At 62.4% G+C, this 7,956-nt stretch carries 1 protein-coding gene; it reads left to right on the top strand.

What is annotated here, in order from left to right; translation table 11 throughout:
• Positions 1–65: 65 nt before the first annotated feature.
• The gene (locus OHD58_RS23980; protein ID WP_263806093.1) at positions 66–7,919 is read left to right on the top strand and encodes an SH3 domain-containing protein; all 7,854 of its coding nucleotides are present in this window, start codon (positions 66–68) and stop codon (positions 7,917–7,919) included.
• The last annotated feature ends 37 nt before the right edge of the window (positions 7,920–7,956 follow it).

Below are 7,956 nucleotides of genomic sequence, written 5' to 3'. Positions count from 1 at the left end.
AGAGCAATCCCGAACTGTTTACCTCACCGCGCGACCCCGATCTTATTCATCCCGGAGAAACCGTGGTGATCGAAGGCGCCACCAAGACCACCGTCAACGTGACATTCAATGGCTATACGCTGACCACGGCGCCCGACGGCAATGTCACGCTGACCAACAATACGACTGGCGCGGTCGTGGACATCCAGGAGGGCACCGCGCAGGAGGCGCTGGCCGGGCTGTTGATCGACATCAACCCCAACAGCAGCGACCCGGAAAAGGCCAAGGAAGACCTGGTACTCAAGACGGCGCTGGACGGCATTTTCGGCGGAGCGACGCCGGAGCTGACCAGCGAGGCGCTGGAAAAGCAGCAGGCCGTTCTCGATGCAATTGAGGACTACGGTCCATCGATAGCCGCCACGCCGAACCTCGACGGCACGCCGACCTCGGTCGGCCCCTTCGGTGAGCCACCTTCCGCAACCGCTCCTTCAGGCGGCAAGTGGGTGCCGCTGATGGTGGATGGGGGCTGGCAGTGGTTCGACCCAAAGGTTGCAGCAGCAATCGCGGCCGAGAATGTCGCCGTCTCGCGTCTTGGCGAGGCGCAGGCGAAGCCCACGCAAAGCCAGGCGCAGCTCGACGTCTACGCCCTGGATCCCGAGTACGACCAAGCCATGAAAGACGCCGAGGCGACGCTCGACGACGTCCTGGCGCCCTATGGAATGGACTGGAAGCCGCCGGAACCAACAGGCACGCTGGCGGAGGCGCAGGAGCGGCTGAACCTCGCCAACACCGCGCTCGAAAGCGCCACGGCGGCCAGGACCGAGTACGAGGAAGGGCAGCAGGTACTTCTCGAAGCGATTGAGAAACAGGTTGACCTGCCTGGGCTCAGCGATCCGAACCAGGAGGCTGTTAGCAGCACTGACGGCCCCAGCCCGGTGGAATCCAACCAGCAAGGAAAAGCCGAGCACGCGGAGGTCGCCGAACTTTTCACAGAGCTGTCGCTGCACACTGCCAATGGCAATAAGGCTACCGTCGACCAGCTGGTCGCTACGACCGACCTGGAATTGAAGCTTACCGATGCCAAGCCTGGAAGCGCCGAATACAAGGCGACCGAAGAGCGGCTTGAAGGCCTGCAAACACTGCAGGGGGCGGCGGCCGGTCAGGTAACGCTGGCCGAGGCGTATCAGGAGTACGGGGTCGCGCAAAGCGACGCGGCGGATCTGGCCGTGACCATGGAGCCTCTCAAACAGCAATTGCTTGCGCAGGCAAGGGAGAGGAACCCGCACCATTTCGATTGGGAGGGTTATACCAATGGAAATAGTGAATTCACCGGGAAGATCCTGTCGCAGGAAGTCATAGAGGAAAATGGGCAGCTCTATGTCGTTACAGTCTATGAGAACGACACTTTCACCGACGAGAATGGTGATGACACCAATGTGCATAAATATGCCCTGACGTACGATCTCAACGACGAAGGCATCAGGGAAGACTTCCGCAACGATCCGCTCAACAAGCAGTGGCAGGAGATGATTGCGTCGACGCAGCAGACGTCATCGTCGGCGCCGGTCTGCACCGTAAACGGAACCGGCTCACAGTCGGCGCTGGACGCGGCCAGATCGAAGATCGTGGGCGCGCAGGTCGATCTGCTCGATGCCGGGCTGCAGGATGCAAAGACGGCGCTCGTCGATGCGACGGCGGCTCGTGACCAAGCGATCACCGACTACGGGGCAGGAACCGCGGAGCCGCCTGCCGGTACGTTGCAGCCAGGCGAACAGGCGGTAAAGATCGAGGTGGACGGCCACGACGTATGGGTTGCGCCGGAAGTTGCCATTGCCTTTGAGAAGGATGGACCGAGCGCGATCGGCGCCAGCGGCAAGCCGGTCCAGATAGAAATAGACGGCCAGAAGCTGTGGGTGCATCCTGAAATCGCAGCCGCGGAAATCGAACGGAGCCAGGCGGAAAGCGATAAGGAACGCCTGGAAAATTGGGAAAAAGATGTGCGACCTGCGATGGTGGCGGGGCGCGACTGGTACGCTTTTTCCGCAAGCCACCCCAAGCTGCTCGAATTGGGCGCGGCACAGCACGAGTCGGAACTCAAGAACGAGTATTTCGAGGAGCACCGTGAGCAGGCGATGGCCGGCTATCAGGTGCAGATGAACAACCTCTACGAAGCCGGCTTCACCGGCGAGTACAAGGAATATACGTCCGGCGAACTGAGCAGCACGGTTGCCGAGACACTCGGCCTCGATCCATCGAGCGAAGGGGTGGAGAAGGTCGTCGATGAGATCACCGATCGCGCAGGCGATAACCCCGAGGTCAAGCTCGTACCGATTTTCTCCCTCGACGGCGGGATGGAATCGTCGACGGCTCTCTTCGAGATCAAGACCGGCGACGGTGAAACCGGCTATGTCGACACCTCGGGAAAATATTACAGCGACTTCGACGAATTCCAGCACGAGAACCGCATCTTCAGCGAGGACGGCAATCTGGTCATGGCCAAGGGCGGTGACATGTCGCTCGGCAAGGACGGGTTCACGCTCGACGAACTGGAAGTGGCCGACGGCCGCAAGGTGGATTTCTGGGACAGAGCCACGGATATAGGCCTTGGCATCGTTGCCGGCGTCTCCACTATCGTCTCGTTCGTGCCGGGCGGCCAATGGGCTATTCCCATCGCGATCACCTCCGGTGCGGCCCTAGGCGGCAAGGCCTTGGTGAGGGAGGGCGAGCACCTTCTTCAGGGCGGCGAGTTCGACAGCCAGTCGGCCTGGAATATCACGATGGGTGTGACCTCGTTCCTGCCGGTGGGCGCGGGTGCATTGCGCACGTTCGGCCTGGCGAGGGCCGGCCTGCCTGCTTCCAAGTCTCTGGCAGGCGGCTTCGGCATGGCCCAGATGAAGAATACCAGCTGGGGTGTCGGCAAGTTTAACGTGAATGTACAGAAGTCCTCCTATGCGGACGACGTCTCGAATTTCATGCAAAGCGGCAGCAAGCTGAACACCGCAGCCTGGGGTCTCGATGCCGGCGCGGTGGTTACCGGTGTGCCGCTGCTCGGCAAGTCGATGGAAGATCTTGCGGCGCATGGCGGCGACATGTCCCTGCTCGAGCTCGCGAACGCAGTCATGGGCATTGGTACCGGCCTCGTCGGTACCGGCCTGGGTGGTCGTGGACTGTTGAACAACATGCCTGGAGGGGGCAGCCCCCGGAGCGGCACTCACCCGTCGGGCAGTTTTCCCGGCGGGCCGGAAACGGGGCCGCAATCACGGGCCGTTTACGAAATGGGTCCCGATGGCGTCTACCGGCCGACTGGCGAGCACGTCATGCCGGACCCGGATGAGGTCGTCATCGATGGCGACGTGGTCGGCGAAACCTCCGGCCAGCAGGGAACCGGTCCTCGGGCACTGCCGGCAGGCGATCCCAACGGCCCCAACCAACCGCCGCCCACGGGTGGCAGGTTCGACCCGTCAGGCGACGGACAATCGTCGCGGCCGATGGTCGTGCATGAGCAGGGTTCCGACGGTGTCTATCGCCCGACCGACGAGGTGGTGTTCCACGATTCCAACCATCCGGTGGTCGAGGGGACAGTCGTCAATGTTCACGACGACGGCACGACAGCGCCCGGTGAACGCGGCGATACCGAGAGCGCCAGGGATGGCAGCGCCGACGGCGCGAGGGAGCCGAATGCGCGGCCCGACGACAGCGATCCGATCGTGGTCCCAACAGCGGCGCGCGACACCGGCGCAACGAGTGGTAACGACAATGGCGGCTTCGGGCGGCTTACGTGGGATCCGGTGACGAAGTCGTTCACCGGTATGCCTGAAGCCAATACCGCGGATTATGTCTATACGAGCGGCAAGGATCCAAGCACACCGTCGGCCTACCTCGACGGAGTTCGTTCTGGCGATCCCATGGTGAAATTCACGCCGGAGGAATTGCTGGCGCGCTACGAGCAGGAGTCGCGCTACTATTCCGGCCGCGAAATGGCCGAGCGTTATGGCCCCGATGGCGTGCTGACATCTCTCGCGACGCAGGCAGCCGATGGTGGTGGTCCGCTCTTGTCGCCGAAACCGGCGCCTCGCGGAAACGGTTCGCCGGACAATGCCGGTGAAAACGTGTATGTGCCGCTTACCGATTTCGATGCGGCGATGAACGCGCTCGGCGCTGGCCCGCAACGCCCCGCCATCGAGGCTGCGCCGCCCACCACACATACGCTCGATCATGTTCGCAATATGCGGCAGCCCCACAAGTGGCGGGCCGGCGAGGAGTACACACGCGAACTCAACGGGTCGCTGGGCGAGAAGCACTTCCCGGTGGACGCCGATCCGAACGGGAAATATCCGATCGTCGGCGAAGGCGGCCGGTACGTTGACGCTCCCGTGTACAATGCGCGGGGCGACGTCGAAGCGATCGAGGTGAAGACCTACCATCGCTGGAGGACGGTGAAGGGCGTGGCCGAGATGCGCGAAGTGCCGCTGTCGCAGCACCTGCGTCAGCAGATCAACAAGGATATCGCGCTGCGGGACAAGGACCCGGCTTATCAGCCGCGGTGGGTGTTCCTCGATGCGCCACCTTCAGCCGAACTCCAGAACGCGCTGAATGACGCTCGCATCGTCGGCAATATCATGGGCCACAACAAGCCGAGCAAAACCAGGGCTGTCGCAGCATCGAACGAGAATCCGTCAGGCGGTCCCAAATTGACCGATGCCGAACTGGCGGCCAACCGGGAGGAAGCCCTCCAGCTGTTGGACGGCATGATCCCGCAGGATCTGCGGATTTCCGACATGACGATCCTGGATCTCGCCGACCAGTTCAGCCGGTCGCCGACGCTCATGAACCTGCTCCGCGCCGCGCATCAGAAACAGGTTCGGATCGTCAATTCGGCACGTTCGGACCTTCATGTCCAGGATGTGAATCTGCCCGACCATGACGTCAACGCACGCGGTATTTTCTACGATCCTACATTGAAAGTGATCAGTCTGGACGGGGACCAGCTTGCCCAGGAGGCAACGAATATTACCCCGGATGTGGTGGTGGGAGAGCAGGCCGGGCGACTGGCTCACGAACTGTCGCATGTCGGCGATCCCGACTACCTCAATCCGGCGGATTTCGTCGACGAGGCAACGTTCGTCGACGCATTTGTGAACGCGAGCCTGCAAGATGAGGGACGTGCGCGGTTCACGGAGTTCAAAGTCGCGGAAGAATTGGCGGAAAACGGCGGCGCTCCGTCCAATATCCTGACCTTTGCCGATCCGGCGGAAGTCGCGGTCTTTGAAAATTACCGTTCAGGAGCGATCGACGAGACCACGGCCGTCAATCAACTTGGCGACCTGTTTGGACAAATGGAGCCGAGCTACGGCTCCGACACGAATTACCACGCACTTTACACCGAGAATGCCAAGTCGTCATGGGCGGATCGGCCGGGCCAGGATGGTAACGATACGCTCACCGGTTCGACGGGGCAGGGTGGTGTGAAGCCCGGACCTGCGGCCAATCAGCCAGGCAGCTCGGGCAGTCGCCCCGCCGCAGCACAGCCGTTGACCCGCGACGGGGTCAGGGCCGTATCGCTAGATCAGGTCCAGAATCTCAACATGGCGGATTTCCAGCCGAACCAGGTTGGATGGCTGACACGTGAGCAGGTGGCCAAACTCACCGAGCAGCAATTCGGCGACATGGACCGGCTCGGCCTGCTGTCGCATCTGACCAAGAGCCAGCTGCGGGGAATCCCCAAAAACCGAATCGGCGACGTGAACGTGGCCGGCCTTGCGGAACGGCAGATTCCGTGGCTGACCAACGGCCAAGTGGGCAAGCTCAGCGAACAGCAGTTCCGTACTCTGGGCGAGGCCGGGCTACATCGCCATCTGACGAAGTCGCAACTGCAGGGCATACCGGGAAATAAGATCGGATTCCTCGATGTGTCGACGCTGGATGCGACACAGGTTCCGTGGCTGAAGCCCAAGCAGACCGCCAATTTCACGCAGAAGCAGCTTGGCGATATCAGCGAAAGCGGCGTTCTTGCGTTGCTTTCGAGGGAACAACTGCGCGCCGTCCCGGACACCGAAATCGTTGCGATCAACACCGCCAAGCTCGACGCCAAACAGGTGCCGTGGCTGACCGACGGTCAGGTCGCGCAATTCACAGAGACGCAGTTGCAGGCATTGGGCGAGGCCGGGCTGCTGAAGCACCTCACGCAGAGCCAACTGGGTGCTATACCTGATACCAAAGCCGGCGCCATCGACGTCACCAAGCTCGACGCTTCGCAGGTCCCTTGGCTGACCGACACGCAGATCGCCAACTTCACCGAGCAGCAGTTCAAGGACCTCGGCGAGTCGGGCCTGCTCAAGAACTTCACCGAGAACCAGGTGAAGGCGATCCCGGCCGAACGGCTGGACATCGCCAAGCTCGATCCGGCCCAGGTGCCTTGGCTGACCGACGCGCAGATTGCGGCGCTGACGCGCGAGCAGTGGGGCGGCTTCACGGTCAACCACATCGAGGCGCTGACGCGTCCGCAGATCGAGGCGATGACGCCGAAGCAATTCGAGGAACTCAGCCCCGGCCAGTTCCGCAAATTCACGCTCGAGCAGTTCGAGTGGATGAGCACGGACCAGGCCAATGCGCTCTCGGTGCTGCAACTGACGACGTTCAGGACGACCCACAAGAAGACGATGACGCCGCTACAGCGGACCCTGGTGGAGGGCGCGCTGGTCTATTCGCGGACCAGGGAAAACCAGATGGCGCTCGACACGTTCGGCACCATGGCGGGTACGTCCTACATGCTGTGGAGCTCGCTGCCGCCGCATTGGACGGCGACGGCCGGTGGCGTGATGTTCGCGCTGCGTGGTGTCGTCTTCAGTGCCCAGTCGGTGTTCCCTAACGCCACGGCGCCGCACACGAGGCTCGGCCGCGCACTCAACCTTGCCAGCGGCCTTTCGTTCATTGTGTCGTCGCCCGGTTCCGCTGCTCCACTTGCTCCGGGCGGAGCCGAAGCAAACCCGGTGGTGAACGGCCCGTTCACCGTGGGCAACATGATCTACGGCCCCAAGTCGACCATGCAGGCATTTACGGGTCGGACGGCGATGCGGTTGCTGGGTGACCATGTTGGTAACTTCGCCTATCTCGGCGGCTCTCTGGCCTATACGGTCCAAAACCTGGATTCGCCCCTGGGTTGGATTTCCGGTAGCCTGTTCACGCTGGGCAGTGCCGAATTCTGGGGCTCGGCAATCAGGACGGAGTTCGTGAACCGGAAGGCCCCGCCACGCACCGAAGAGGGAATCGCGGCGGCGGCGAAGGCCGACAAGCGCTGGGCGGCCTGGGATCGCATTGCGCTGGGCGCCACGTTCGGCATCGGCATGTTCCTGTTCGCCTGGGATACGCTCGATGGCGAGCCCTGGAAGGTTGCCGCGCCAGGTGGACAGGATCCGACCAAACCGGATGAGCCGACCGGAACTGATCAGCCGGACGAACCGACGCCCGTGGAACCAGAACCAGAGCCGGAGCCGGAGGAATATCCGCAACTCGTCGTAACTGCCGACGACGGCTTGAACCTTCGCGCCACGCCCGGCGCCGACGCCGAGAAGGTCACGGTTCTCGAACCCGGCACATTCGTCGAGCAAACCGGCAAGCCTTCGGAAGATTCAGGGGAAACCTGGATCCCTGTGGAAGGTTTTGGCCCCGACGGCAAGACATATACGGGCTGGGTGTCCGGTGACTATGTCGCCACGCATCCGGAAGGAGCCAGCAATCCGGACGGCCGCACCAACCCCAAACTCGAGGAAAGCGGCTATGAATGGGTCGAGGTGCGGGACGGAGACAGCATTCGCCTCATCGCCAGCACCCGTTCAGCCGACGTAGCGGAGACCGTGGTCCTCAACATGGACCACATTCTGAGCCCGGACGTGATCTTTGCGGGTGACCGCATCTATCTGCCGGTCACGGCCACAGGCTGACGCAGCGAACGGAGCAGCCCATCCCGGGATGGCGGCT

Source organism: Mesorhizobium sp. ZC-5, assembly GCF_025753855.1.
Taxonomy (GTDB): domain Bacteria; phylum Pseudomonadota; class Alphaproteobacteria; order Rhizobiales; family Rhizobiaceae; genus Neomesorhizobium.
The sequence above is the reverse complement of the archived record's forward strand: the minus strand, read 5'-3'. Positions and strand labels throughout refer to the sequence as shown.